The organism is Mesorhizobium sp. B2-3-2 (assembly GCF_006442295.1).
Classification (GTDB): Bacteria; Pseudomonadota; Alphaproteobacteria; order Rhizobiales; family Rhizobiaceae; genus Mesorhizobium.
This window is the reverse complement of sequence record NZ_VFWA01000004.1, coordinates 263096-286357: the sequence shown is the minus strand read 5'-3', so window position 1 is coordinate 286357 and position 23262 is coordinate 263096. Positions and strand designations below refer to the sequence as shown.

Below are 23262 nucleotides of genomic sequence, written 5' to 3'. Positions count from 1 at the left end.
TTCTTTCCTCCCGTCGTATGCTTTTGCGGACATCTGTAGCAGATGACCGCTATTTGGCGACAAAGGTTTGACGGCGTGCCAAGAATTATCGCAATTCGGCGGCAGCCGGCGACCAACGAGGAGGATGCCATGACCGACAAGATCACCGCGCTCGATCTCGCCACTGCTGATCTGAGCGATGCGACCAGGACCTATTTCGCCAAATGCGAGGAGAAGCTCGGCCTGGTCCCCAACGTGTTGCGCGCCTATGCCTTCGACGACAAGAAGCTGCGTGCCTTCACCGACATGTACAATGATCTGATGCTGGGCGATTCAGGCCTGTCGAAGCTGGAGCGCGAGATGATCGCGGTCGCTGTCTCCTCCATCAACCATTGCTACTACTGCCTGACGGCGCATGGCGCCGCCGTGCGGCAGCTGTCGGGCGACCCTTCGCTCGGCGAGATGATGGTGATGAATTTCCGCGCCGCCGACCTTTCACCGAAGCAGACCGCGATGCTGGAATTCGCGGTCAAGCTGACAGAGGAGCCGGCCAAGATCGTCGAAGCCGACCGCGCGGCCCTGCGCATGGCCGGCTTCACCGACCGCGACATCTGGGACATCGCCTCCACGGCCGCCTTCTTCAACATGTCGAACCGGGTGGCGGCGGCAATCGATATGCGGCCGAACCCCGAGTACCACGCCATGGCGAGGTGACGAGCAGGGCCTGACCTTGCCAACATTAGCTATCTCTCATTCTCATTTGCTTGTTTCCCGGTTTGGTCCGATGATCGCGGGGCGGCATGACCGCATGCCGGTTCGATGCCGCCGACAAGGGAGGAGAACATGGCGAAATTTCTCTATGTCTATCACGGCTCCGGCAAGATGCCGACCGAGGAGGCCGAACGCAAAGCGGCCATGGATGCCTGGAACGGCTGGTACGGCAAGCTCGGCTCGGCCGTGGTCGACGGCGGCAATCCGGTCGGCATGTCGAAGACGGTGCTGCCCGACGGCAAGGTCGAGAACAATGGCGGCAGCAACCCGACCGCCGGTTACACAATCATTGAAGCAGATGACATCGACGACGCCGTCGGCAAAGCCAAAGAATGTCCTATCCTGATGAACCCGGCTTTCAGCATTGAGATCGCCCCGATCATCGAAATGAAGTGACGTAGTTTGTTTTAAGCCTGATCTCTCTTGCCGAAGCACCGCTTCGGTTGGGAGGATGTCCTATGATCGCGCCGCGATTGCCGCGGCTGCACCGGCCATGGTGGTGGCGCTGACGCGGTTGGCGATCTTCATGGCGCGCTTGCTCCTCAGCAGCTTGCGCGCCTGCGAGGCGGCGAGCACCCAGGCCAGATCGATGGCGACCAGAACCACCGCCATGGTCGCCGTCAATTCGACCCAGCCGATGATGCTGACCGAAGCAAGGTCGATGATGGTCGGCAGCAAGGCCAGGTAGAACATCATGATCTTGGGATTGCCGAGCGTCACCGCCATGCCGGCGAAGAACAATTTGCCGGCCGAATCCTCGCGCGGCATCTCGCCTTCCTTCGCTTCGACGGGCGCCGTCCACATCTTCCAGGCGAGATAGGCCAGATAGGCGACGCCGACCCATTTGACGACGACGAAGGCGAAGTGGAAGGTCTGCGCCACCACGGCCAGCCCGAACACCGCCAGCGACAACCAGATGCCCTCGCCGATCCACATGGCGAGTAGGAACGGGAACACGTCGCGAAATCCCTTGGCGATGACGCGGGCGACGAGTGCCGCGATCGAAGGGCCCGGCGAACCGGCGGCCACGAAGAGCGCGGCGGCGAAGATCAGGAGCGAGGTAAGGTGCATGGCGAGGATCTCGGCTTGAAAAACCTTCGATGCCAGACATTAGCGCAAGCGATCGAGCTTCGGTAGCATCAACATGCTTGCCGGCCCGGCATCTCGCGGCTAGATAGATCGCCGCGAAACAATTTCGAGCTTCACTTTGCCTACGTAAGCGCCGGTCTCGTCAACTCCCCCGACACAATGCATGGCGCCGCCACAACGGTGCCTTTTTCCACTTCATGTGTTCCTCTGGGCGGCGGTTCGAGACCGGTTTGGCACTGCTGAGCCGCTGTCGCATGCGCCGCGACGCCCGATTCCAAGAACCGCAGCCTACCGCCACGCCGTGCCCGCCTGGGTATCTCGACATCGCCGACCTGATGAACTTCCCGACGGGAAGGGCTTATCGGCATGTCTTCTACCTTGCGCATCCGCTGGATGATCGCGCCTCAAGCCGCACCACGCCCCCTGACCACCTGCAATCGCTGCGGCGGCGTCAAAGCCCATCGCAGCAGCGGAAAGTTCCGCGTCAACGCCAACGGCAAGCGCATTGACGCCTGGCTGATCTATCGCTGCGTCGAGTGCGATAATTCCTGGAATTTCGGCATTTTCGAGCGTCGCAACCGCCGCGACATCGAACCGGCCCTGCTGCGGGCTCTGGAAAGCAACGATCCGGAGCTGGCACGGCGCCACGCATTCGATGTGATCGCACTGCGCGGCCAAGTGGGGCGTGTCGAGGAGTTTCCCGATGTCGCCGTGCACAAGACGGCGCTTGGCGGGACAAGCGAAGCTGCAAGCGTGCTGGAGCTCCAGGTCGGGTTGGAAATGCCGATATCGCTGCGACTCGATCGTTTGCTCGCCAACGAACTCGGCATCTCACGGTCGCGGCTTCAAGCCCTGGAGGAGAAACGCCTGTTGGTTGTCGATCGCGACGGAGCCAAGGCCTTGCGCAAGCCGGCCCGCGACGGGACGACGGTCCGCGTCGACTTGGCCGGCGAACCCGACCGGCAGGCCATTCTATCTGCCGCCAGGGGATGAACGAGAGAGGGGCGAAGCACTAGGTGCTCCGCCCCTCCCGGATACGATCAGAAACGGAAAATTACGCCGCGCCGACGGCCTTGGATGATTTCTCGAAGCGCTTGCGCTCGTTGGGGTCGAGATAAAGCTTGCGCAGACGGATGGTCTTCGGCGTCACCTCGACCAGCTCATCGTCCTGGATCCAGGCCAGCGCGCGCTCCAACGTCATGCGGATCGGCGGTGTGAGCTTGACCGCCTCGTCCTTGCCGGCGGCGCGGATGTTGGTCAGCTTCTTGCCCTTCAGCACGTTCACTTCCAGATCGTTGTCGCGGGAGTGGATGCCGATGATCATGCCTTGATAGACCTTGACGCCCGGATCGATGACCATCGGGCCACGATCCTCCAGGTTCCACATGGCATACGCGACGGACTCGCCCTGCTCGTTGGAGATCAGCACGCCGTTGGTGCGGCCGGGCAGTTCGCCCTTGTAGGGCTCATAGGCATGGAACAGCCGGTTCATCACGGCGGTGCCGCGCGTGTCGGTCAAGAGTTCCGACTGGTAGCCGATCAGGCCGCGCGTCGGCGCGTGAAAGACGAGGCGCTGGCGGTTGCCGCCGGAGGGGCGCAATTCGACCATCTCGGCCTTGCGCTCGGACATTTTCTGCACGACGACGCCGGCGTGCTCCTCGTCGACGTCGATGACGACTTCCTCGACCGGCTCCAGCAATTCGCCGTTCTCGCCCTTCTGCATGACGACGCGCGGCCGCGACACGGCGATTTCAAAGCCCTCGCGGCGCATCGTCTCGATCAGCACGGCAAGCTGCAATTCGCCCCGGCCCGACACGAAGAAGGAATCCTTATCGGGCGATTCCTCGATCTTGAGCGCGACATTGCCTTCGGCTTCGCGCAGCAGGCGGTCGCGGATGACGCGGCTGGTCACCTTGTCGCCTTCCGTGCCGGCCAGCGGTGAATCGTTGACGAGGAAAGACATGGTCACGGTCGGCGGATCGATCGGCTGCGCATGCAGCGGCTCGCTCACGCTCGGGTCGCAGAACGTATCGGCGACGGTGCCTTTGGAAAGGCCGGCAATGGCGACGATGTCGCCCGCCTGCGCTTCCTCGATCGGCTGGCGCTCGAGGCCGCGGAAGGCCAGGATCTTCGAGATGCGGCCGGTTTCGATCTGGGTGCCGTCATGATGCAGCACCTTGACCGCCTGGTTGGCCTTCAGCGTGCCGCTTTCGATGCGGCCGGTGATGATGCGGCCGAGGAACGGATTGGCTTCCAGGATGGTGCCGATCATGCGGAACGGGCCGGGATGCACGGTCGGCGCGGGCACATGCTTGAGGACGAGGTCGAACAGCGGCGACAGGCCCTGGTCCTTGGGACCCTCCGGATTTTCCGAGACCCAGCCGTCGCGGCCCGAGCCATAGAGGATCGGGAAGTCGAGCTGCTCGTCGGTGGCGTCGAGCGCGGCAAACAGGTCGAACACCTCGTTGACCACCTCGACATGGCGGGCGTCCGGCCGATCGATCTTGTTGATGACGACGATGGGCTTCAAGCCGACCTTGAGCGCCTTGCCGACGACGAATTTGGTTTGCGGCATCGGGCCTTCGGCGGCGTCGACCAGCACGATCGCCGAATCCACCATCGACAGGATGCGCTCGACTTCACCGCCGAAATCGGCGTGGCCGGGAGTGTCGACGATGTTGACGCGGGTTCCCTTCCAGTCGACCGAGGTCGCCTTGGCCAGGATGGTGATGCCGCGTTCCTTTTCGAGGTCGTTGGAATCCATGGCGCGTTCGGCGACGCGCTGATTGTCGCGGAAGGCGCCGGATTGTTTCAGAAGCTGGTCGACAAGGGTGGTCTTTCCATGGTCGACGTGCGCGATGATCGCGATATTGCGGAGGTTCATGATCTGGTCTCGGGAGCGTTGCAGGCAGCAGGCCAAAAGGCGCTGCCTCTTTCGGTTGCGCGGCTCATACAGGGTTTTTCGCATTTGCGAAAGAGGAAGCGCGACACCAAATAATCATCAAATCTTAAGCATCGCCATGTGAAATGGTTTTGTTAACCAAGGCGGGAACCTTTTGCGGGCCCGGGCAGTTCGAACACCATGACCAACGCAGTCGTCAAATTTCGGCCGATTCTCGCAACCGCGGCCCTCGCCGTGCTGCTGGCTGCCGGCGCCGCCCAATCAGCGGCGACGCTCAAGGAAGCGCGGCCCGCTCTGCCGAACGATATCCCGAGCGCAGAACAGGTCTTTGCGGATGCGCCCGATGGCGTCGACCCGGTCGTAACGGGACCGGTCAGCGCGGCCTTCAAGCAAAGGCAGGAAAGCGCCAACTGCGATAGCGCGGTTTGGCCCAACGTCCCGACGGTCTGCTATCCCGACTGATCGGCGCCGGCCGCACAGCTTCCGATTTCCCTTTGGCGAAAGCCGATCTGACCGACGGCACCCTCGTTCGAAGGCGCACTATGCCGCCTGCGGCTCCGGGTCGAACGCCGGCCGGCTGGTGTTGATCAGGAGCGAGATACAGGCGGCGGCAATTGCGGTCATGCCGGCGATCAGGAAGGCCAGTTCGTAATTGCCCTGCAGTTCGCGCATGGTGCCGCCGAAGAAGGCGGCGGTTGCCGCGCCCACCTGGTGGCCGGCGACGATCCAGCCGAACACGATCGGGCCGCTGCGGTCGCCGAAGGCTTCATTGGCGAGCCGCAGCGTCGGCGGCACGGTGGCGATCCAGTCGAGGCCGTAAAGCACGGCGAAGATGATCAGACTGGTCGCCGAAAAGCCGGAATAGGGCAGATAGATCAGCGAAAGGCCGCGGATCGCATAATAGACGCCGAGCAGCTTGCGCGGATCGAAACGGTCGGTGAGCCAGCCCGACAGCGTGGTGCCGATCAGATCGAAAATCCCCATCATCGACAGCAGGCCGGCCGCCTGAACCTCATTGATGCCCATGTCGCCGCAAAACGCGATGAGATGCGTGCCGACCAGTCCGTTGGTGGTGAAACCGCAGACGAAGAAGGTGGCGAACAGATACCAGAAGACGCGCGTGCCGGCGGCGCGGCGCAGCGTGGCCAGCGTGTGGGTCAGGAAATTGCCTTGTGCCGCCGGCGGTACCGGCGGCACGTCGTCGGCTTCCGCGCCATAGCGCACCATGCCGATCGATGCCGGGCGTTCCGGCACCAGCAGCAGCACCAGCGGCACGAGACAGGCCGTCGCGACGGAGATGGCGACCACGACCGGCTTCCAGCCGCCTGACTGCGCCAGCGAGGCCAGCAGCGGCAGGAAGACCAGCAGACCGGTGGCGCTGGAGGCCGACATCAAGCCCATGACGAGACCGCGATTGGTCTTGAACCAGCGGTTGACGATGGTGGCGCCGAGCACGGTGGCGACCGCGCCGGAGCCGACGCCGGAAAACACGCCCCAGGTGATCAGCAGATGCCATGGCTTGGTCATCAGCAGGCTGAGCGCGGTGGAGGCCGACATCACGACAAGAGCGGCAAGCAGCGTGCGCCGCAGCCCGATCCGTTCCATCAGCGCGGCGGCAAACGGCCCGGTGAGGCCGTAGAGGAAGATGCCGACCGCGGCGGCCAGCGACACCACGTCGCGCCGCCAGCCGAAACTTTCCTCCAGCGGCAGCATCATGACGGCTGGCGCGGAGCGCAGGCCCGCTGCGATCAGCAGGCAGAGAAAGATGACGGCGACCACGACGAAAGCGTAGCGCTGGCCAAACGGGCGGGATTGAGCTAGCATGTTACTGACCGGTACGTTGCAGGGTGGAGCATGTATACGTACCGATCGGTAACAGTGTCAACCGAGACCGCGAATGCCACCAGACAATAAAATTGAACCGTCCATCAGCAGCGCTCACGCGTCGGCTCCGCCAAAGGCGGCGGAAAAGATACTCGGCGTGGCGCGCGACCTGTTCTACAGGCGAGGCATCAGGGCAATCGGCGTCGACGAGATCGTCAGGCGCGCCGGGGTCACGAAGCCCAGCCTCTATCGCAGCTTCCCCTCCAAGGACGAATTGGCCGCCTCTTATCTGCGCCAATACGATCTCGAGTTCTGGGAACGCTTCGACGAGGCGGTGGACGCGTATCCCGGCGATCCGCGCGCGCAAATCCGAGCCTTCCTCACCCGCGTCGGCAAGCGCACGCAGAAGCCTGACTATCGCGGCTGCGGCATGACCAATGCGGCCGTAGAATATCCCGAGCGCGGCCATCCGGCGCGCGTGGTGAGCGAGGACAACAAGCAGGAACTGCGCCGCCGCCTGCGCGCCATGGCCGCCGCGATGGATGCCGCCGACGCCGACACGCTGGGCGATGGTCTGCTGCTTCTCATCGAAGGCGCCTATATCAGCGGCCAGTTGTTCGGCGCCGGCGGCCCGGCGGCGTCGGTAGCCACGAACGCCGATCTGCTGATCGAGGCGAGTTTGAAGAAATAGTGTTTGGCGATAGGCTGCTGCGACCTTCAACGGAGATGTCCGCGATGCGCAGCCTGGTTCTTCCGCTCGTTCTCGCCAGCGTCTGCCAGGCAGCGCATGCAGGCGAGATATCGAGCGCCTACACCGATCTCGACTGGAAGCACGACTGCGTCACTTATGCGCAGGCCGGGGACGGCGATGGCGACTGGGCCGACCTCGCCTGTTCGGGCTATCGTGGATACCCGGTGCTGATCGCCTATGACGATGCGCGCGAATCGCTGTTTTATGGTTTCCCGCCCGGCGGCGACATGACATCGGTCTGGGAAAGTTTCTCCGGCTTCAATTCCTCAGGCGCCAGGATCGAGTGGCGCATCGAGACCGACGGCGACAAGGCGGTGCCGTTCGCGGTTATTCACCGCCGCTCGATCAGCAATCCGGAAGACGAAAAGAAACCTACCGACGTGCTGCTCGTCTCCAAGGTCGCGCAAATGGATGCGCGCGACGGCTGCACGGTCGCGCTGGTGCTGGCTACAGGAAATCCTGCCGCCAACGATCAGGCGCGCAAGCTTGCCGACGAGAAAGCACGGACCTTCGCCTGCGGCAAGGATCGGCGCACCGTCATCGGCGAGGTGCCGGCTTTCGGACGCGTCGACAATTGAAGGACAAGCGTTCGCCTCTCGCCGACGCGTCATAGGCTTCGGGTTGACGCGCCCTCGTCATCGCCGCTGGGGACAGCAGTGTCTCGGGGCGCGCGGATCTGCTTGTTGTGGGCTCAGCCGTAGATCTGCTTGTGGACCTGATAAAGCATTTCCGAGCGGTCGGCGCGCATATCGGCCAGATCGCGGCTGGAGAAGCTGTCGATTTCAGCGACGAGGCGGTTATAGTGCTTGCGCTTGGCAATGCTGCTGCGGGCGCGGGTCAAGAGGCTGTCGAGGATCATAGCGAGTTTCCTTCTGTGCCGCATTTGGCGGCCGGTTTCTTCCTCCCTTGATCGATACGGAGCATGACATAGGAATGGTGCATCGCAAAAAGAAGATGTTGCAATGCACCATTGCGCTATGTGCATAGCCGGTTAATGGCGCCTGAACGCCATCCCCGGCGCCGGCGCGTTGCCCTTCGCGTGATGGGAATGCCTGTTCCTGTCGTTTTGTCTTACAAATTGCGGAAATGTCATCGCCGCCGACCTTGCCATATCGATCTCCTGCTGGCTTGATCGCCGCCGGATTGCCAACGTTACCGGGAGGAAAGAATGGCCGCCGCCGACTATGAAATTCTCGATCCGCGTTTTGCGCGGCTGTTCAACGGCAATGCGCAAGTGGACAAGCTCTTCACCGGCTGCCGATGGGCGGAAGGGCCGGCCTGGTTCGCCGCCGGCCGCTATGTCGTCTGGTCGGATATCCCGAACAACCGCATGATGCGTTACGACGAGACCGACGGCAGCGTCAGCGTGTTTCGGCAGCCATGCGGCAATTCCAACGGCAACACCGTCGACCGGCAGGGCCGGCTGGTGACCTGCGAGCATTCGGGGCGCCGCGTCAGCCGCACCGAGTTCGACGGTTCGGTCACCACCATCGCCGCCAAATGGAAGGGCAAGCGGCTGAATTCGCCCAATGACGTGGTGGTCAAGTCGGACGGCTCGATCTGGTTCACCGATCCAACCTACGGCATCGACACCGATTACGAGGGCGACAAGGCGGAAAGCGAAATCGGCGCCTGCCATGTCTACCGGGTCGATCCCGGCACGGGCGAGGTCGAGGCCGTCATCACCGACATGGTCAGGCCGAACGGGCTCGCTTTCTCGCTCGACGAGAGCAAGCTCTATGTCGTCGACACCGGCCGCACGCATGGCGCGCAGAACCCGGCGCATATGCGGGTATTCAATGTCGGCGAGGGCGGCAAGAAGGTCTCGGGTGAAAAAGTCTTCGCCGATTGCACCGCGGGCCTGTTCGACGGCTTCAGGCTCGATGATGCCGGTCGCATCTGGACCAGCGCCGCCGACGGCATCCATTGCTACGATCCGGACGGAACGCTGATCGGCAAGGTCAAGGTGCCCGAGGTGACCGCCAATTGCGTGTTCGGCGGCGCCAAGCTGAACTGTCTCTACATCGCCGGCACCACCTCGCTCTACATGGTCCGGCTGATGGTGAACGGCGCCAAGACCTACTGAGCTGAATTAAGGGGAGGACGTCATGCCATTCGTCAACATCCGCATCGTCAAGGAAGTGATCGCCGCCGATCCGGCCGGCAAGAAAGCCGACATCGCCAAAAAAGTCACGGCGGCAATCATGGACGCCACCGGGCTCGGCAATGACGATGTCTGGGTGGTCTTCGAGGAGGTCAACGCCCGCGACTGGTATGTCGGCAAGACCGATGTCGAGACGCTGAGAAAAGGGTAGGCGCTAACGCGCGCGAATGAAATTGGCGAAAGCGGACAACGCGTCGCGCATTGCCATCACGTTCGCCTGCCCTCCCAGGACGGCCTCCACCTCAGCCGGCTTCTTGCCGAGCAGCCCGATCTCCAGCTCGCCGTCATGAAGCGCGAACGACATGGTGCGCATGATCTCCGCCAATGCGGCGCGGGCATGGAGCGAGCGCGGCGAGGCGTGCACGAGCATGGCCGGTTTGTCGACGGCGGCGTCGCGCGACACCAGCCAGTCGAGCGCATTCTTCAGGCCGCCCGGCACGCCATGCGCATATTCCGGGCATGAGATGATGACGCCATCGGCGGCGGTGACGGCATCGATAAGCCTGGATGCTTCGGATGGCGTTCGCTCACCCTCGTCGTCGGGGTTGAAGATCGGCAGCAGGCCGAGCCCTTCATGGATGGCGACGCGGCAGCTCACTGGCGCGTTCCGCGCCAGTGCCGCGACCAGGGCCGAATTGGTGGAGGCCGCCCGCAGGCTGCCGGAAATGGCAAGGAGGTTCAGCAAGGCGACGCTCGGACGAATCTTCCGCGCACGCTACCACATTGTCTGCTTGTATTCGTCGTCCAGCCAGCGGTCGGTCGCCTCTGCCGAATCGGCGAGCGCCAGCTGGTCGCGCAGGATCTGGCCGAGCGTCGGCAGCGTGGCGCGGTCGTACCAGCTGTCGGGCTTCCACAGATCGGAGCGCATGAAGGCCTTGGCGCAATGCATGTAGGCGGCCTTGACGGCGACCACGACGACGCTCTGCGGCTCCTTGCCGTCGACGGCCAGCCGTTCGCGCAAACCCGCATCGACGGTGATGCGGGCATCGCCATTGACGCGCAGCGTCTCGTTCATGCCGGGAATGAGGAACAGCAGCCCGACCGACGGATTGAGCAGGATGTTCTCCAGCGTATCCAGCCGGTTGTTGCCGGGCCGGTCGGGGATGGCGATGGTCCTGTCGTCAAGCACGGCGGCGAAGCCTGGCTTGTCGCCTTTGGGCGTCACATCGGCATTGCCTTGGCCGTCGGAGGAGCCGATCAGCACGAAGGGGCTCTTGCCGATGAAGGAGCGGCAATGGCCGTCCAGCGCCTTCAATTCCTTGCGGATCGAACCATCCGTCGGACGCGGCGTCTTGTAGATCGTCCGCAGCTCTTCGCGCGTGGTGACGAATTCCATGGCACTCCCCCAATTTGCAGGCCTTATTTGCCGGCCTTCTCTTCGCCGCCGGCCTTGTCGTCCAGTGAATGGCGCAGGATCAGCGGCATCTGGCTGAAGGTGAACAGAAGCGTGATCGGCATGATGCCCCAGACCTTGAAGGTAACCCAGGCATCGGTCGAAAAATTCCGCCACACCACCTCGTTGACGAGAGCCAGGAACAGGAAGAACAGGCCCCAGCGGAAGGTGAGTTTTCTCCAGCCCTCGGCATCGAGCCTGAAGGCGGAATCGAAGACGTAGCCGAGCAGAGATCTGCCGAAGAACAGCCCGCCGAGCAGCACGCCGCCGAACAGCGTGTTGACGATGGTCGGCTTCATCTTGATGAAAATGTCGTCCTGCAGGTAGAGCGTCAACGCGCCGAAAATGAAGACGACGACGCCCGACACCATCGGCATGATCGGCAAGGTGCGGGTCAGCAGCCAGGACGCGACCAGTGCGATCGCGGTGGCGGCCATGAAGAGGCCGGTGGCGACGAAGATCGGGCCGCCGAATTCAGCCAGCGCCGGGAATTTCTGCGTCAGCCATTCGCCTCGCGCATTGGCGAAAAAGAACACGAGCAGCGGCCCTAGCTCGAGAACGAGCTTGAGCAGCGGGTTGACGCCTTCCTTCTTCTCTTTCTGCGGGTCGGACGGATCGCGTTCGAGAATGGGTGGGTTCATATCTTCCTTCTTACGCACGATCCGGTTGAGGCAACTTCCGGGATCATGCCGTTACGCAACGCCAGCGATCGCCCTGGCGAATTCGCTTGCCGAGAACGGTTCGAGGTCGTCGACCTGTTCGCCGACGCCGATGAAATAGACCGGCAATCTGTGTTTTGCCGCGATCGCCACCAGAATACCGCCACGCGCCGTGCCGTCCAGCTTGGTCATCACCAGGCCGTTGACGCCGGCGATGTTGCGGAAGATCTCGACCTGGTTGAGCGCGTTCTGGCCGGTTGTGGCGTCGACCGTCTGCAGCACGGTGTGCGGCGCTTCCGGATCGAGCTTGCCCAGCACGCGCACGATCTTCTCGAGCTCCGCCATCAGCTCGGCCTTGTTCTGCAGGCGGCCGGCCGTGTCGATGATCAGCACGTCGGAGCCTGCTTCCTTCGCCTTCTCGAAGGCATCGTAGGCGAGACCGGCGGCATCGGCGCCGAGCTTCGAGGCGATGACCGGCGATTTCGTCCGCTCGCCCCAGATCTTGAGCTGCTCGATGGCGGCGGCGCGGAACGTGTCGCCGGCGGCCAGCATCACCGACAGGCCGCCCTCGGTCAGCTTGGCCGCCAACTTGCCGATGGTCGTGGTCTTGCCGGTGCCGTTGACGCCGACCACCAGGATGACATGCGGCTTGTGGCTGAGGTCGAGTTCCAACGGCAGGGCGACGGGGGTCAGCACCTTCTCCACCTCCTGCGCCATCACGGCGCGGACCTCGGCGTCGGAGACATCCTTGCCGTAGCGGCTGGCGGCCAACGCATCGGTGACGCGCAACGCGGTCTCCAGCCCGAGATCGGCGCGGATCAGCACGTCCTCCAGGTCCTGCAGCGTGTCGTCGTCCAGCTTGCGCTTGGTGAAGACGCCGGCAATGTTGCCCGACAATTCGCGCGAGGAGCGGGCAAGCCCGTCCCGCATGCGCTGGAACCAGGAGCGCCGCGGCGCCGGCTCCGGCGCCTTCTGCGGCTCGGCCTTCTGCTCCACCTTTTTAGCGACCGTCACCTTGACGGGGGAGGGCGTGGGCTTCGGCGCGGGAACTGCCTCAGGTTCCGGCGCGATTTCGGCGCGTACAGGCTGCGACTCGATGGGCGCAGGCTGGCGAATTGGCGGCGAGATTTCGGCGGCGGTTTCGGCACTGGGTGCCAGCTTCTCGACAGGTCGGCGCTGCCCCTCACCCTTACCCTCTTCCCGTGAATGACGGGGAGAGGGAGGCGTTGGCGTTGCAGCTTCTTCCTTCTCCCCGTCACTATACGGGGAGAGGGTACCTGCAGGCGGATGAGGGGCGGCGCCGGCCTGTGAAGGCTGCGCGGAAGACGGTGTCGCAGGAACCTCGATTGGCGCCGGTGTCTCGATCGGAACTTCGGCGGGAGTCGGTACTTCGACGGGTGCCGGTTCCGGCAGCTGCTCCGGGCGCGACGGGACAATTTCCGGCTCGGCTGGCGCTGGTGGCGGTACCTCCCGCGGCCGCGGTTCGGGCGCAGGCTCCGGAATGGCCGGGGGTGTCGGAACTTCCTCGGGGGCGGGCGGCTCCGGGCGCTCGGGCGTCGGTGCCGGTTCCTCTTTCGGCGGCGGCTGCGGCAGCGGTTCCGGCTCGGGCGGAACGGCCGGCGCCGGCACCGGCGGAATGGCCGGGGCAGGCTCGGGGGTCGGCTCCTCGGGCGGCGCGGGCTCGACGGCAGGCTGAGCCTGGGTTTCCTCCCGCTTCAGGAATTCCGGAACGGCCTGCTCGGCCGCCGGCTTCAGCGCTTCGAGCTGATCCCATTTGATCGGCGGCAGCGGGGCGGTCTCGTCGACGCGCTCCTCGACGACCTCCTTCTTGCCGAACGAAAATATCTTCTTGAAGAACCCGGCCATCTCTTGCGTTTCTCAGGCGGCGCGGGCGGCAAGCGGAGCCGCGATCAGCCGGGCGCCGTCATGGCCGGTGACTGTTGCTTCAACGATCTCGCCCGGCGCGCCGGTGGCGAGCGCGGCAAGCGTAAACCCTTCGGTGCGGCCGAGCCCGTCGCGCTCGATCAGGATCGACTGGCGCGTTCCGGCGAGCGACGACAGGTGGCGGCGATATGCAGTCTCGCCGGCGGCGCGCAGGCGGGCGGCGCGCTGCTTGACCACTTCGCGGCGGACCTGCGGCATGCGCGCGGCGGGCGTGCCTTCGCGCGGCGAAAACGGGAAGACGTGCAGGTGGGTCAGCCCGCATTCCTCGACGATCTTTGCCGAATTTTCGAACATCGCTTCCGTCTCGGTCGGGAAACCGGCGATGATATCGGCGCCGAAGACGACGTCGGGGCGCAGCTTGCGCACCTCCTCGCAGAAGCGGATCGACTGGTCGCGCAGATGCCGGCGCTTCATGCGCTTCAAAATCATGTCGTCGCCCGATTGCAGCGACAGATGCAGATGCGGCATCAGCCGCGGCTCGGTGGCGACGGCGTCGAGCAAATCGTCGTCGGCCTCGATGGAATCGATGGACGAGAGGCGCAGGCGCTTCACGTCCGGCACCTGGCGAAGGATGGTCTTCACCAGCCTGCCGAGTTTCGGCGCGCCCGGCAGGTCGGCGCCGAAACTGGTCATGTCGACGCCGGTCAGCACGATCTCGGCATAGCCATTGCCGGTGAGCCGCTTGACCTGCTCGACCACGGCGCCCATCGGCACCGAGCGTGAATTGCCGCGACCATAGGGGATGATGCAGAAGGTGCAGCGGTGGTCACAGCCATTCTGCACCTGCACGAAGGCGCGTGCCCTGCCCTCGATGGCATCGACCATATGGCCGGCGGTCTCGCGTACGGAGAAGATGTCGTTGACGCGCGCCTTCTCGCTGTCGTTGACGCCGAAATCCGGCAGCGCGCGATAGGAATTGGCCTTCAGCTTCTCCTCATTGCCGAGGACGAGATCGACCTCGTCCATGGCAGCGAAATTCTGCGGCTCGGTCTGCGCCGCGCAGCCGGTGACGATGATGCGAGCCTCAGGATTGTCTCGGCGCGCTTTGCGGATCGCCTGCTTGGCCTGGCGCACCGCCTCGCCGGTGACGGCGCAGGTGTTGAAGATGACGGCGCCGCCGGCCAGCGCACCGAGGCCCGCGGTTTCGGCTTCGCGCCGCATCACCTCGGATTCATAGGTGTTCAGCCGGCAGCCGAAGGTCACCATCTCGATGCGATTGGGGCCCTTCGCCACATCGCCGTCCTTGAAAGGACCGGGCATCAGGCCGCGCTTTCGGTGTCGCGCGCCCAGGCGCCGCTCGAAGGATCGAAGCTGCCGGAAAACTCCCATTCGGCGGCGCCGGTCAGGATGACATGGTCATCCTCGCGCCATTCCACATTCAGCGTGCCGCCGCCGGGGGTCAGCAGGCTGACGCTGCGTCCGGTCCGCCTGGTGCGGGCCGCAGCGACCACCGAAGCGCAGGCGGCCGTGCCGCAAGCCTTGGTCAGGCCGGCGCCGCGTTCCCAGGTGCGGATGATCATGCTGTCGGGCGAGGTTACCTGCGCGATGGTGATGTTGGCGCGCTCGGGGAAGATCGGATGGTTTTCGAGCAGCGGACCGAAGCGATCGAGTTCGTAGGACCAGACGTCGCGGTCGACCCAGAAGATGGCATGCGGATTGCCCATGGAGACGACCGAGGGCGAATGCAGCACCGGGGCGTCGATCGGGCCGACCTGCAATTCGATCATGCGGGTATCGCGAAACTCCTCGGCGAGCGGAATGTCCCGCCAGCCGAAGCGCGGCGTGCCCATATCGACCGAAATCGAGCCATCGGCATGTTCCTGCGCATTGAGGATCCCGGCGACGGTCTCGAAGGTGAATGTCTTTTGTCCGGTCTCGGCGGCCAGCGCCTGGACGACGCAGCGCATGCCGTTGCCGCAGGCCTGCGCGCCTGAGCCGTCCGAATTCAATATGTCGACGAAATAGGCCGTGCCCGGCGTCCGCGCGTCATGGACCGCCATGATCTGGTCGAACCGCGTCGAGGCATCGGCGTTGAGCGCGATCGCCGCCGCCGCCGTCACCCGGTCGGCACGGCCGCGCATGTCGGCAACGATGATCTCGTTGCCGATGCCGTTCATCTTGGCGAAGGGGGCGGTGCCTGCCATTTCTTCCGGTCATTCCGTGCTGTTTGCCGCTATATGGCGGAAAAGGGCGGGAATTACCAGTGCATCGCGCCTTCAGGTGACGGCGAAGACGCCGAGCAGGATCAGCAGGAAGATGATCAGGACGATGCCGATCAGGATGCGCGCACCGGTGGCGGCCGCACCCGCTAATGCGGGCATGCCGAGCAGGCTCGCAGCGGCGGCGATAATCAGGAGAATGATGATCCATCTGAGCATGGAAATGCCTCGCGAAGCGATAGAAGTGACCCCGTCCACAAACGCGCCGGTAGCGCTTGGGTTCCGCGGCCGCATCCGGACTCGTCAGGGCACGTCCCAGACCTCGCCCGGCCGCAAGGCGCGAAACCGCTCGCGCGGCAGGCCCTCGGCCTCCAGCGCCGCGTCGAGCTTGCGTGCGGGCTCGTCGATCGGTTCGTCGGTGAGCTGGAACGTGCCCCAATGGCAACCGGCCGCATAGGCGGCGTTGCACAATGTCATGCCTTGCACCGCCTCCTGCGGGTTCTGGTGCTGGGAGGCCATGAACCAGCGCGGCTCATAGGCGCCGATGGGCAGGATGGCGAAGCGGAAGCCGCCGTGCTTGTGAGCCATGAGCCGGTAGTTGATGCCGTTGTGGAAACCGGTATCCCCTGCGAAATAGATCCTGCCGGCCGGCGTCTCGATGACGAAGCCGGCCCACAGCGCCATGCGCCGGTCGCGTGTGCCGCGCGCCGACCAGTGATGCGCCGGCTCGACATGGACGGCCACGCCACCGATGTCCACCCTGTCGCCCCAGTCATGCGCCGACAGCCGCATGCCGGGAACCGCGCCGACAATGAGGACGTCATTGCCGAGCGGGGTCATCACGAGCGGGTCGTGGCGGGCCTTGAGCTGCTTCAGCGTCGCGATGTCGAGATGGTCGTAATGGTTGTGGCTGACCAGCACTAGATCGATCGGCGGCAGGTCGGCCAGGGCGATGCCCGGTGCATTGACGCGTTTCGGCCCGACGAAGGAGAACGGCGAGGCCCGCAGCGACCATACCGGGTCGGTGAGGATGTTCAGGCCCGCGGTCTGGACCAGCAGCGTGGAATGACCGACCATGGTCACGGTCAGGCCCGCCCCCTCAACACGCGCGGCCGGCTTTGCCTGCGGAAAGGGACTCGGATTGGTGGCCGGCCATTTCGAGCGCTGGCCGCTGAACTGCCATTTCAGCAGATCGGCGAAACGCGCCGGCGGCTGGCCGCCGGGATTGAAGAACAAGGTTCCGTCGAAATGATCGCTGGGCGGGCCCTTGTAGTAGCGATTGGCGGCTTTCGGTCTCGCAGCCAATTTGCGGCTCCAGCGAATTTCGTCTTGATAGACATAAGCCCTGTGCCGGCTGGCGCAAGCGTTTGCCGGCCGAATGCCAAGGGCCGGGCTACCGGCTCGAGTAGGATCGGACGAGGGAGGACGACGCCATGGCGATGAAGCGGACCAGGACACCGTGGATGAAAGCCGGGGATTTCGGCCGCTCACCGGCGCGCGGCATCGGCGTCAACCTTCTGGTGAGCGACATGGCGGCCATGGAAGCCTTCTGCCGCGACGTGCTCGGCGCCGATATCATCTATGCCGACGAGGATTTCGCGGCAATCGAGCTGCTGGGCTCGGTGTTCATGCTGCACGCCGACCATTCCTATCTCGACAACGCCATGATAGGGACGATCACCGGCGCCGAGACACGCGGCGCCGGCATCGAGCTGCGTCTTTACGGCGCCGACCCGGATGCGGTCGAGGCCGCCGCGCGCGATCATGGCCATATCGTGCTGGCCGGAGCGATCGATAAGCCGCACGGCCTGCGCGAGAGCTATGTCGTCGGGCCGGACGGCTATATATTCGTACCGAGCGCTCCGCTGGCAGGATGATTGCGACAAATTTGCAACAATTCTTGGCGCAAACCCTATTTTAACCATATCGGGTTGAAATTTCGCCACCTTCTCCATCTTGGTGGGGGTGACATTGTGCGGACGGCAGCCCCGCCGGATCCGACGGAGGTTGGAATGACTTTTTCGAAAACCGGCCTGGTGGCCGTATCGCTGGCGGCGCTCGTTGCGAGCGGCTGCTCAACCTCACGGTTCTCCTCTATGGACGACCAGCAGCCGGCGCCGCTGCAGCCGGCGCCCTCCGGTCAGGTGACGGCCAACCAGTTGCCGCCCCCAGCTTCTCCCGGCACCACGGATCCGTCGCAATTCCCGACCGCGCCGCAGAACAGCCAGGTCGCCTCCTTGCCGCCGGACGGTTCGGCGCCGGCGGGTGCGCCGGACCTGACCGCGGCCAGTGTCGCCGGTGTGTGGAACGCCAGCGTTTCCGGCCAAAGCTGCAAGGTGGCGACGCCGCAGACCAAATTCGGCGCCGGCTTCCGCGCCGGACCACTGCATTGCCCGGCGCCGATCGACGGCATCAAGTCGTGGAACGTCGCCGGCAAGCAGTTGACCCTCTATGACGAAAACGGCGGCACGCTGGCGCGGCTCTATTCCTCGGGCGGCTCGAAATTCGACGGCCAGACTTCCAATGGCCTGCCGATCTCGCTTACAAGGTAAGCCAAGCCCCTCGACAACGACGTGACCTATGCATCTGCGTGACGGCCTCCAGACCCATGTGACCGTCAGGCAGCGTTACGACCATCTGGTCGACACCGGTGCCATCGAACGCGATCCGGCGCAGGAGCGGATCGTCACCGCTCTCGACCGGCTGATATCAGAGATTTCGGTGAAGCGGCTGGCGCACAAATCGAGCGCGCTTGGCTGGCTCTTCGCTCGCAGGCGCGAAACGCACGAGGCGGTCAAGGGCCTCTACATCCATGGCGGCGTCGGCCGCGGCAAGACCATGTTGATGGACTTGTTCTTCGAGCTGCTGCCGGTGCGGCGCAAGCGCCGCGTGCATTTCAACGACTTCATGGCCGAGGTGCAGGACCGCATCCAAAAGCACCGGCAGGAGCGCAAGGATGGCACGGTGAGGGAAGACGATCCGATTCCGCCGGTGGCGCGGGCGCTTGCCGAACAGGCCTGGGTACTGTGTTTCGACGAGTTCTCGGTTACCGACATCGCCGATGCGATGATCCTGTCCCGGCTGTTTTCGGCGCTGTTCGCCAGCGGCGTGGTGCTGGTGGCGACGTCGAACGTAGCGCCGGAGAACCTCTATCGCGACGGGCTGAACCGTCAGCTTTTCCTGCCCTTCATCGGCATATTGGAACGGCACGCGCAGGTGCTCTCGCTCGATGCCGACAAGGACTATCGGCTGGAGAAGCTTGCCCGTACGCCGGTCTATGTCACGCCTGCCGATGCGGCGGCCGATGAGGCGCTGGACGCGGCCTGGCAAACGATGACGCGCGGTGCGCCGACGGCCGAGACGTCGCTTGCCGTCAAGGGCCGGCAGCTGGCCGTTCCGCGCGCCGCCGGCGACGCCGCGCGATTTTCCTTCGCCGATCTGTGCGAGAAACCGCTCGGCGCGCGCGACTATCTGGTCATTGCCGACCGCTTCTCGACCGTCTTTATCGACCACATTCCAGTGCTGGGTGAAGGCAGGCGCAACGAAGCCAAGCGCTTCATCCTCCTGGTCGACACGCTCTACGACCATCACACCAGGCTGGTGGTGAGCGCGGAGGCGCCGCCGCAGCAACTCTATGTAGCCAAGCGCGGCGTCGAGGTGTTCGAGTTCGAACGCACGGCTTCGCGGCTGATCGAGATGCAGAGCCGCGACTGGCTGGAGGCTTGGGCGGAACGGCGGAAGGCGAAGGCGACGCCGACCGAAGCGCAGGCGCAAGCCTAGAACCAGCCGACGGGTCCTTCGAAGGCTGATCCGTACGGCTCCTGCTATGAGAGCCCTACAAGTCGTATACATACATCACGAAATCTTCCGCTGGACCGTGCGGTTCCTTGCGCGACTCGTAAAGCGCGCGGGCGGCACGGTTGTCCGGCTCGGTGCCGACCCAGGCTTCTTCGCAGCCATTCTCCCTGCCGATCGCAAACATCGCGTCGAGCATCTTTCGTGCGATGCCCTGGCGCTGGAAGGCCGGCGATACGCCGACCTCGTCGATGTAGAGCTCCGTCACCTTGTCGGGATGACGGTGGATGACGGCGGCACATTGACCGACGGTCACGCCGTCGGCGAGCGCCACGACCATGAAATGGCCGGACTCCCTGAGATAGGCTGCCAATCGATCCGGCCTGACCGGTTCGTCGAACACATCGTCGGCGACCTGCATCACAAGGGCGTCATCGCCGGCTTCAAGTCTTACGATCTCCATCTTCATCGTGTAAATTCTCTCCAATCGAGCTCAAAATTTTTACGTTTACGTAAATCCCAGTTAGTCTAACCGATTGAAAACGCTCGCTCCAAAATAATCGTTTGAATTTACGCGGCGCCGGGGCTATTGGGTGCGGCGAAATCTCGCGGGATTCCCGCAGCATTCCGGTCTCTTCCTCGACGCCGTCATCAGATCGTCAGCGATTTGAGCGACGTCACGAACAAAGGGAAACTATCCTGACATGGCACGCAACAAGATAGCGCTTATCGGCTCTGGCATGATCGGCGGCACGCTCGCTCACATGATCGGCCTCAAGGACCTCGGCGACGTGGTTCTGTTCGATATTGCCGAAGGCATCCCGCAGGGCAAGGGGCTCGATATCGCGCAATCGTCGCCGGTCGACGGGTTCGATTCCAGGCTGACCGGCGTCAACGACTATGCCGGCATCGAGGGAGCCGACGTCTGCATCGTCACCGCCGGCGTGCCGCGCAAGCCGGGCATGAGCCGCGACGATCTGCTCGGCATCAACCTCAAGGTCATGGAACAGGTCGGCGCCGGCCTGAAGAAATATGCGCCGAAGGCCTTCGTCATCTGCATCACCAATCCGTTGGATGCGATGGTCTGGGCGCTGCAGAAATTCTCCGGCCTGCCCAACACCCATGTCGTGGGCATGGCCGGCGTGCTCGACAGCGCTCGCTTCCGCTATTTCCTGGCCGAGGAGTTCAAGGTCTCGGTCGAGGACGTCACCGCCTTCGTGCTCGGCGGCCATGGCGATTCCATGGTGCCGATGATCCGCTATTCGACGGTCGCAGGCATTCCTCTGCCCGATCTCGTCAAGATGGGCTGGACCTCGAAGGAAAAGCTCGACCAGATCGTACAGCGCACCCGCGACGGCGGCGCCGAGATCGTCGGCCTGTTGAAGACCGGCTCGGCCTATTATGCGCCGGCCGCCTCGGCGATCTCGATGGCCGAAGCCTATCTCAAGGACAAGAAGCGTGTGCTGCCTTGCGCGGCTCATCTTTCCGGCCAGTATGGCGTGAAGAACACCTATGTCGGCGTTCCCGTGGTGATCGGCGCCGGTGGCGTCGAGCGCGTCATCGAGATCGAGCTTTCCAAGCCAGAGCAGAAGATGTTCGATAGCTCGGTGGCGGCGGTGCAGGGCCTGACCGAGGCCTGCGTCAAGATCGCGCCGCAACTCGCCTCGAAGTGAACCCCAGCAGCTGATCCGGAGACGATCCAGATGAACATCCATGAATATCAGGGCAAGGCGCTGCTGAAGAGCTTTGGCGCGCCGGTGGCCGAAGGCGTGCCGGTGTTCAAGGCGAGCGAGGCTGAAGCCGCCGCCAGGGCGCTGCCCGGCCCGCTCTATGTGGTGAAGAGCCAGATCCATGCCGGCGGCCGCGGCAAGGGCAAGTTCAAGGAGCTCGGCCCCGACGCCAAGGGCGGCGTGCGGCTGGCCAAGTCGGTCGCCGACGTCGTCGCCAACGCCAACGAGATGCTCGGCCACACGCTGGTGACCAAGCAGACCGGCCCGGCTGGCAAGCAGGTCAACCGGCTCTATATCGAGGACGGCGCCGACATCGAGCGCGAGCTCTACCTGTCGATCCTGGTCGATCGCTCGGTCGGCCGCATCGCCTTCGTCGTCTCGACCGAAGGCGGCATGGACATCGAGGCGGTCGCCCACGACACGCCGGAAAAGATCGTCACCGTCGCCATCGACCCGGAAAAGGGCGTAACCGCGGATGACATGAAGAAACTCAATGGCGCGCTGAAGCTCGACGGCGACGCTGCCAGGGACGGCGGCACGCTGTTCCCGATCCTCTACAAGGCCTTCGTCGAGAAGGACATCAGCCTGCTCGAGGTCAATCCCCTGATCGTCATGAAGAACGGCCGCCTGCGCGTGCTCGACGCCAAGGTGTCGTTCGACAACAACGCGCTGTTTCGCCACCCGGATGTGCTCGAACTGCGCGACACCACCGAAGAGGACGAGAAAGAAATCGAGGCGTCGAAATACGACCTCGCCTATGTCGCGCTCGACGGCAATATCGGTTGCATGGTCAATGGCGCCGGCCTCGCCATGGCGACGATGGACATCATCAAGCTCTACGGCGCCGAGCCGGCCAACTTCCTCGATGTCGGCGGCGGCGCGTCGAAAGAGAAGGTGACGGCGGCCTTCAAGATCATCACCAGGGATCCGGCGGTCAAGGGCATCCTGATCAACATCTTCGGCGGCATCATGAAGTGCGACATCATCGCCGAAGGTGTCATCGCCGCGGTCAAGGAAGTGGGCCTGAAAGTGCCGCTGGTCGTGCGCCTTGAAGGCACCAATGCCGAACTCGGCAAGAAGATCATCAACGACAGCGGCCTCAACGTCGTGTCGGCCGACGATCTCGATGACGCCGCCAAGAAGATCGTGGCGGCGGTGAAGGGCTGATCAAGTGCCTCCGCGCAAGATAAATCTCGTCGAGGCGGCGGATCAGAAGATCACCAAGGTCTTCGATCCGCATATCGCCGGCGACGTCAATGACAGCCAGGCGAAGGTTGCCAAGTTCGGCGCGGCCTTCGACTGGCATGCCCATGTCGACGAGGACGAAGCCTTCCTCGTGCTGCGCGGCCGCATCGCCATCGATTTCCGCGACGGTCCGGTCGAGCTCGGCGAAGGCGATTTCATCGTCGTGCCGCGCGGCGTCGAGCACCGGCCGCGTTCGCTGACCTTGGAGCCGGTGGTGCTGATGTTCGAACCGGCAACGACGCTCAACACCGGCAACGCCAAGAGCGATCTCACCGTCACCGACCTGAAGCGGCTCTGAGCCATGAACGCGGCCTCCTTCTCCTCGCTCTCGGCCGATCACCAGCGCCTGCAGGCGCTGGTCGGCGTGTGGCACGGCGTGGAAGAGGTGGCGGCGACGCAATGGACCGATGAAGGTATTGCGACTTCGGAAGTGATAGCGGAAGCGGAGTTCGGCGGCCAGTTCGTGGTGCAGCGCTATCGCCAGCGCCGCGACGGCACGGTCTCTTTCGGCGCCCACAATGTGTTCGGCTTCGACCAACAGAACGGCGCCGTCACCATGCACCAGTTCGACTCGATGGGATTTGTGCCGATGTCACCCGCTACCGGCGCGTGGAATGGCGACGAACTCACTCTGGAGCGCTCGTCGCCGCGCGGCGCGGCGCGCGTGGCATATATTTTCGACGGTCCCGACGCTTACCGCATGCGATTGCATTTCAAACCCGCCGGCAGTGACGCCTGGCAAGACATGGTGAGCGGCGTCTACCGGCGCGTCTCGCCTTCCGAGATGAGGGAAGGCTGAGCAGATGCTGATCGCAGGCAAGCCAGTTGAAGGGTCACACATAAACACACCTATAATG

At 64.0% G+C, this 23262-nt stretch carries 28 protein-coding genes; 15 read left to right on the top strand and 13 right to left on the bottom strand.

What is annotated here, in order from left to right; all coding sequences use genetic code 11:
• The first annotated feature begins 129 nt into the window (after positions 1–129).
• Together FJ964_RS13000 and FJ964_RS12995 are read left to right on the top strand one after the other, a co-directional pair.
• Positions 130–693 (top strand): peroxidase-related enzyme, encoded by a 564-nt coding sequence (locus FJ964_RS13000; protein ID WP_140550751.1) that lies wholly within the window; start codon positions 130–132, stop codon positions 691–693.
• Between the two features lie 129 nt (positions 694–822).
• Positions 823–1146 carry a YciI family protein gene (locus tag FJ964_RS12995; protein ID WP_140550750.1) on the top strand — a complete coding sequence of 108 codons (324 nt, stop codon included), beginning with the start codon at positions 823–825 and terminating at the stop codon, positions 1144–1146.
• 60 nt (positions 1147–1206) lie between these two features.
• On the opposite strand, the gene FJ964_RS12990 is transcribed toward FJ964_RS12995, so the two are convergent.
• Positions 1207–1821 (bottom strand): LysE family translocator, encoded by a 615-nt coding sequence (locus FJ964_RS12990; RefSeq protein WP_140550749.1) that lies wholly within the window; start codon positions 1819–1821, stop codon positions 1207–1209.
• Between the two features lie 384 nt (positions 1822–2205).
• On the opposite strand from FJ964_RS12990, the gene FJ964_RS12985 reads away from it, so the two are divergent.
• Positions 2206–2832: a DUF1062 domain-containing protein gene (locus FJ964_RS12985; protein ID WP_140550748.1), complete on the top strand. Its 627-nt coding sequence runs from the start codon at positions 2206–2208 to the stop codon at positions 2830–2832.
• Positions 2833–2893: 61 nt separating this feature from the next.
• Here the strand turns inward: FJ964_RS12985 and typA are convergent, their stop codons facing one another.
• On the bottom strand, positions 2894–4723 hold the full coding sequence (typA, locus tag FJ964_RS12980) for a translational GTPase TypA (RefSeq protein ID WP_140550747.1): 1830 nt from the start codon (positions 4721–4723) through the stop codon (positions 2894–2896).
• A 198-nt stretch (positions 4724–4921) separates the two neighbouring features.
• Here typA and FJ964_RS12975 point away from each other — a divergent pair, with 198 nt between their 5' ends.
• Positions 4922–5203: a hypothetical protein gene (locus FJ964_RS12975; RefSeq protein WP_140550746.1), complete on the top strand. Its 282-nt coding sequence runs from the start codon at positions 4922–4924 to the stop codon at positions 5201–5203.
• A gap of 78 nt (positions 5204–5281) precedes the next feature.
• Here the strand turns inward: FJ964_RS12975 and FJ964_RS12970 are convergent, their stop codons facing one another.
• Positions 5282–6565, bottom strand: coding sequence for an MFS transporter (locus tag FJ964_RS12970; RefSeq protein ID WP_140550745.1), 1284 nt, complete (start codon positions 6563–6565; stop codon positions 5282–5284).
• A 73-nt stretch (positions 6566–6638) separates the two neighbouring features.
• Between FJ964_RS12970 and FJ964_RS12965 the strand changes: the two genes are divergently transcribed.
• A complete protein-coding gene (locus tag FJ964_RS12965) occupies positions 6639–7256 on the top strand; it encodes a TetR/AcrR family transcriptional regulator (RefSeq protein ID WP_140550744.1) in 618 nt (205 codons plus the stop codon).
• A gap of 44 nt (positions 7257–7300) precedes the next feature.
• Entirely contained in the window at positions 7301–7894 is a 594-nt protein-coding gene (locus FJ964_RS12960) for a hypothetical protein (protein ID WP_140550743.1), read from the top strand.
• 113 nt (positions 7895–8007) lie between these two features.
• Here FJ964_RS12960 and FJ964_RS12955 read toward each other — a convergent pair whose 3' ends face one another.
• Positions 8008–8175 (bottom strand): hypothetical protein, encoded by a 168-nt coding sequence (locus FJ964_RS12955; protein WP_140550742.1) that lies wholly within the window; start codon positions 8173–8175, stop codon positions 8008–8010.
• A 309-nt stretch (positions 8176–8484) separates the two neighbouring features.
• Between FJ964_RS12955 and FJ964_RS12950 the strand changes: the two genes are divergently transcribed.
• The gene (locus FJ964_RS12950; protein WP_140550741.1) at positions 8485–9402 is read left to right on the top strand and encodes an SMP-30/gluconolactonase/LRE family protein; all 918 of its coding nucleotides are present in this window, start codon (positions 8485–8487) and stop codon (positions 9400–9402) included.
• Positions 9403–9424: 22 nt separating this feature from the next.
• Positions 9425–9631, top strand: a complete 207-nt coding sequence (locus tag FJ964_RS12945; RefSeq protein WP_013892236.1) for a 4-oxalocrotonate tautomerase family protein — start codon at positions 9425–9427, stop codon at positions 9629–9631.
• Positions 9632–9634: 3 nt separating this feature from the next.
• Here the strand turns inward: FJ964_RS12945 and FJ964_RS12940 are convergent, their stop codons facing one another.
• The 8 genes from FJ964_RS12940 to FJ964_RS12905 form a co-directional block, all read right to left on the bottom strand.
• Positions 9635–10165 carry an NADPH-dependent FMN reductase gene (locus FJ964_RS12940; RefSeq protein WP_140550740.1) on the bottom strand — a complete coding sequence of 177 codons (531 nt, stop codon included), beginning with the start codon at positions 10163–10165 and terminating at the stop codon, positions 9635–9637.
• 30 nt (positions 10166–10195) lie between these two features.
• On the bottom strand, positions 10196–10816 hold the full coding sequence (locus FJ964_RS12935; RefSeq protein WP_140550739.1) for a pyridoxamine 5'-phosphate oxidase family protein: 621 nt from the start codon (positions 10814–10816) through the stop codon (positions 10196–10198).
• Between the two features lie 23 nt (positions 10817–10839).
• Positions 10840–11514: a septation protein A gene (locus FJ964_RS12930; protein ID WP_140550738.1), complete on the bottom strand. Its 675-nt coding sequence runs from the start codon at positions 11512–11514 to the stop codon at positions 10840–10842.
• Between the two features lie 51 nt (positions 11515–11565).
• The gene (gene ftsY, locus FJ964_RS12925; protein WP_224713222.1) at positions 11566–12945 is read right to left on the bottom strand and encodes a signal recognition particle-docking protein FtsY; all 1380 of its coding nucleotides are present in this window, start codon (positions 12943–12945) and stop codon (positions 11566–11568) included.
• A gap of 465 nt (positions 12946–13410) precedes the next feature.
• Positions 13411–14736 carry a tRNA (N(6)-L-threonylcarbamoyladenosine(37)-C(2))-methylthiotransferase MtaB gene (gene mtaB, locus FJ964_RS12920; RefSeq protein WP_140550736.1) on the bottom strand — a complete coding sequence of 442 codons (1326 nt, stop codon included), beginning with the start codon at positions 14734–14736 and terminating at the stop codon, positions 13411–13413.
• Positions 14736–15620 (bottom strand): diaminopimelate epimerase, encoded by an 885-nt coding sequence (gene dapF / locus FJ964_RS12915; protein WP_140550735.1) that lies wholly within the window; start codon positions 15618–15620, stop codon positions 14736–14738. Before dapF ends, mtaB begins: the two co-directional genes overlap by 1 nt.
• A 72-nt stretch (positions 15621–15692) precedes the next feature.
• Entirely contained in the window at positions 15693–15854 is a 162-nt protein-coding gene (locus FJ964_RS12910) for a DUF1328 family protein (protein ID WP_140550734.1), read from the bottom strand.
• 84 nt (positions 15855–15938) lie between these two features.
• A complete protein-coding gene (locus FJ964_RS12905) occupies positions 15939–16940 on the bottom strand; it encodes an MBL fold metallo-hydrolase (protein ID WP_140550733.1) in 1002 nt (333 codons plus the stop codon).
• A gap of 128 nt (positions 16941–17068) precedes the next feature.
• Here FJ964_RS12905 and FJ964_RS12900 point away from each other — a divergent pair, with 128 nt between their 5' ends.
• The 3 genes from FJ964_RS12900 (at position 17069) to zapE (ending at position 19415) form a co-directional block, all read left to right on the top strand.
• A complete protein-coding gene (locus FJ964_RS12900; RefSeq protein ID WP_140550732.1) occupies positions 17069–17512 on the top strand; it encodes a hypothetical protein in 444 nt (147 codons plus the stop codon).
• 135 nt (positions 17513–17647) lie between these two features.
• Entirely contained in the window at positions 17648–18187 is a 540-nt protein-coding gene (locus tag FJ964_RS12895) for a protease inhibitor Inh/omp19 family protein (RefSeq protein WP_140550731.1), read from the top strand.
• A gap of 28 nt (positions 18188–18215) precedes the next feature.
• A complete protein-coding gene (zapE, locus tag FJ964_RS12890; protein WP_140550730.1) occupies positions 18216–19415 on the top strand; it encodes a cell division protein ZapE in 1200 nt (399 codons plus the stop codon).
• Between the two features lie 55 nt (positions 19416–19470).
• Here the strand turns inward: zapE and FJ964_RS12885 are convergent, their stop codons facing one another.
• On the bottom strand, positions 19471–19899 hold the full coding sequence (locus FJ964_RS12885) for a GNAT family N-acetyltransferase (RefSeq protein WP_140550729.1): 429 nt from the start codon (positions 19897–19899) through the stop codon (positions 19471–19473).
• A gap of 235 nt (positions 19900–20134) precedes the next feature.
• Here FJ964_RS12885 and mdh point away from each other — a divergent pair, with 235 nt between their 5' ends.
• The 4 genes from mdh to FJ964_RS12865 are packed head-to-tail and all read left to right on the top strand — an operon-like array spanning position 20135 to position 23204.
• Entirely contained in the window at positions 20135–21103 is a 969-nt protein-coding gene (mdh, locus tag FJ964_RS12880) for a malate dehydrogenase (protein WP_140492808.1), read from the top strand.
• Between the two features lie 30 nt (positions 21104–21133).
• Positions 21134–22327, top strand: coding sequence for an ADP-forming succinate--CoA ligase subunit beta (gene sucC, locus FJ964_RS12875; RefSeq protein WP_140550728.1), 1194 nt, complete (start codon positions 21134–21136; stop codon positions 22325–22327).
• Positions 22328–22331: 4 nt separating this feature from the next.
• Positions 22332–22703: a cupin domain-containing protein gene (locus FJ964_RS12870; RefSeq protein WP_140550727.1), complete on the top strand. Its 372-nt coding sequence runs from the start codon at positions 22332–22334 to the stop codon at positions 22701–22703.
• 3 nt (positions 22704–22706) lie between these two features.
• Positions 22707–23204, top strand: a complete 498-nt coding sequence (locus tag FJ964_RS12865) for a DUF1579 family protein (RefSeq protein WP_140550726.1) — start codon at positions 22707–22709, stop codon at positions 23202–23204.
• The last annotated feature ends 58 nt before the right edge of the window (positions 23205–23262 follow it).

Bases quoted from the DNA above. Each gene is read 5' to 3' on its own strand.
- FJ964_RS13000 (WP_140550751.1), top strand. From the start codon at position 130: ATGACCGACAAGATCACCGCGCTCGATCTCGCCACTGCTGATCTGAGC.
- FJ964_RS12995 (WP_140550750.1), top strand. From the start codon at position 823: ATGGCGAAATTTCTCTATGTCTATCACGGCTCCGGCAAGATGCCGACC.
- FJ964_RS12990 (WP_140550749.1), bottom strand. From the start codon at position 1,821: ATGCACCTTACCTCGCTCCTGATCTTCGCCGCCGCGCTCTTCGTGGCC.
- FJ964_RS12985 (WP_140550748.1), top strand. From the start codon at position 2,206: ATGTCTTCTACCTTGCGCATCCGCTGGATGATCGCGCCTCAAGCCGCA.
- typA (WP_140550747.1), bottom strand. From the start codon at position 4,723: ATGAACCTCCGCAATATCGCGATCATCGCGCACGTCGACCATGGAAAG.
- FJ964_RS12975 (WP_140550746.1), top strand. From the start codon at position 4,922: ATGACCAACGCAGTCGTCAAATTTCGGCCGATTCTCGCAACCGCGGCC.
- FJ964_RS12970 (WP_140550745.1), bottom strand. From the start codon at position 6,565: ATGCTAGCTCAATCCCGCCCGTTTGGCCAGCGCTACGCTTTCGTCGTG.
- FJ964_RS12965 (WP_140550744.1), top strand. From the start codon at position 6,639: ATGCCACCAGACAATAAAATTGAACCGTCCATCAGCAGCGCTCACGCG.
- FJ964_RS12960 (WP_140550743.1), top strand. From the start codon at position 7,301: ATGCGCAGCCTGGTTCTTCCGCTCGTTCTCGCCAGCGTCTGCCAGGCA.
- FJ964_RS12955 (WP_140550742.1), bottom strand. From the start codon at position 8,175: ATGATCCTCGACAGCCTCTTGACCCGCGCCCGCAGCAGCATTGCCAAG.
- FJ964_RS12950 (WP_140550741.1), top strand. From the start codon at position 8,485: ATGGCCGCCGCCGACTATGAAATTCTCGATCCGCGTTTTGCGCGGCTG.
- FJ964_RS12945 (WP_013892236.1), top strand. From the start codon at position 9,425: ATGCCATTCGTCAACATCCGCATCGTCAAGGAAGTGATCGCCGCCGAT.
- FJ964_RS12935 (WP_140550739.1), bottom strand. From the start codon at position 10,816: ATGGAATTCGTCACCACGCGCGAAGAGCTGCGGACGATCTACAAGACG.
- FJ964_RS12930 (WP_140550738.1), bottom strand. From the start codon at position 11,514: ATGAACCCACCCATTCTCGAACGCGATCCGTCCGACCCGCAGAAAGAG.
- mtaB (WP_140550736.1), bottom strand. From the start codon at position 14,736: ATGCCCGGTCCTTTCAAGGACGGCGATGTGGCGAAGGGCCCCAATCGC.
- dapF (WP_140550735.1), bottom strand. From the start codon at position 15,620: ATGGCAGGCACCGCCCCCTTCGCCAAGATGAACGGCATCGGCAACGAG.
- FJ964_RS12910 (WP_140550734.1), bottom strand. From the start codon at position 15,854: ATGCTCAGATGGATCATCATTCTCCTGATTATCGCCGCCGCTGCGAGC.
- FJ964_RS12900 (WP_140550732.1), top strand. From the start codon at position 17,069: ATGGCGATGAAGCGGACCAGGACACCGTGGATGAAAGCCGGGGATTTC.
- FJ964_RS12895 (WP_140550731.1), top strand. From the start codon at position 17,648: ATGACTTTTTCGAAAACCGGCCTGGTGGCCGTATCGCTGGCGGCGCTC.
- zapE (WP_140550730.1), top strand. From the start codon at position 18,216: ATGCATCTGCGTGACGGCCTCCAGACCCATGTGACCGTCAGGCAGCGT.
- FJ964_RS12885 (WP_140550729.1), bottom strand. From the start codon at position 19,899: ATGAAGATGGAGATCGTAAGACTTGAAGCCGGCGATGACGCCCTTGTG.
- mdh (WP_140492808.1), top strand. From the start codon at position 20,135: ATGGCACGCAACAAGATAGCGCTTATCGGCTCTGGCATGATCGGCGGC.
- sucC (WP_140550728.1), top strand. From the start codon at position 21,134: ATGAACATCCATGAATATCAGGGCAAGGCGCTGCTGAAGAGCTTTGGC.
- FJ964_RS12865 (WP_140550726.1), top strand. From the start codon at position 22,707: ATGAACGCGGCCTCCTTCTCCTCGCTCTCGGCCGATCACCAGCGCCTG.